The sequence below is a fragment of the Duganella vulcania genome, from assembly GCF_009857655.1.
Taxonomy (GTDB): Bacteria; Pseudomonadota; Gammaproteobacteria; order Burkholderiales; family Burkholderiaceae_D; genus Rugamonas; species Rugamonas vulcania.
In genome coordinates this window covers 1-276 of the sequence record NZ_WWCX01000326.1, presented here as the reverse complement: position 1 = coordinate 276, position 276 = coordinate 1, and the positions used below count along the sequence as shown (strand labels likewise).

1 protein-coding gene is annotated in these 276 nt (G+C 70.7%); it reads left to right on the top strand.

The annotated features are described in order from the left end of the window. Positions 1-276 (top strand): hypothetical protein (locus GTP90_RS36235; RefSeq protein WP_161087980.1); only part of this gene is annotated, 276 nt, incomplete at both ends.

Below are 276 nucleotides of genomic sequence, written 5' to 3'. Positions count from 1 at the left end.
ACGCTGTCGCCTCGCTGAGCGTGAACCAGGTCAAGGCCCTGACCACCGCGCAAGTGGTGGCGCTGAGCACCGGCGAAGCCGCCGCGCTGAGCACCGCGCAAGTGGCCGCGCTGTCGACCAACGCCATTGCCGCGATGGAAACGGCTGATCTGTCGGCCGTCAAGACCGCCGCCATCGCCGCGCTGACCACCGCGCAAGTGGCCGCGCTGACCACCGGCCAGATCAATTCGCTGGCCACCGCCTCGATCGCCGCGCTGAGCACCGGCGGCATCGCCG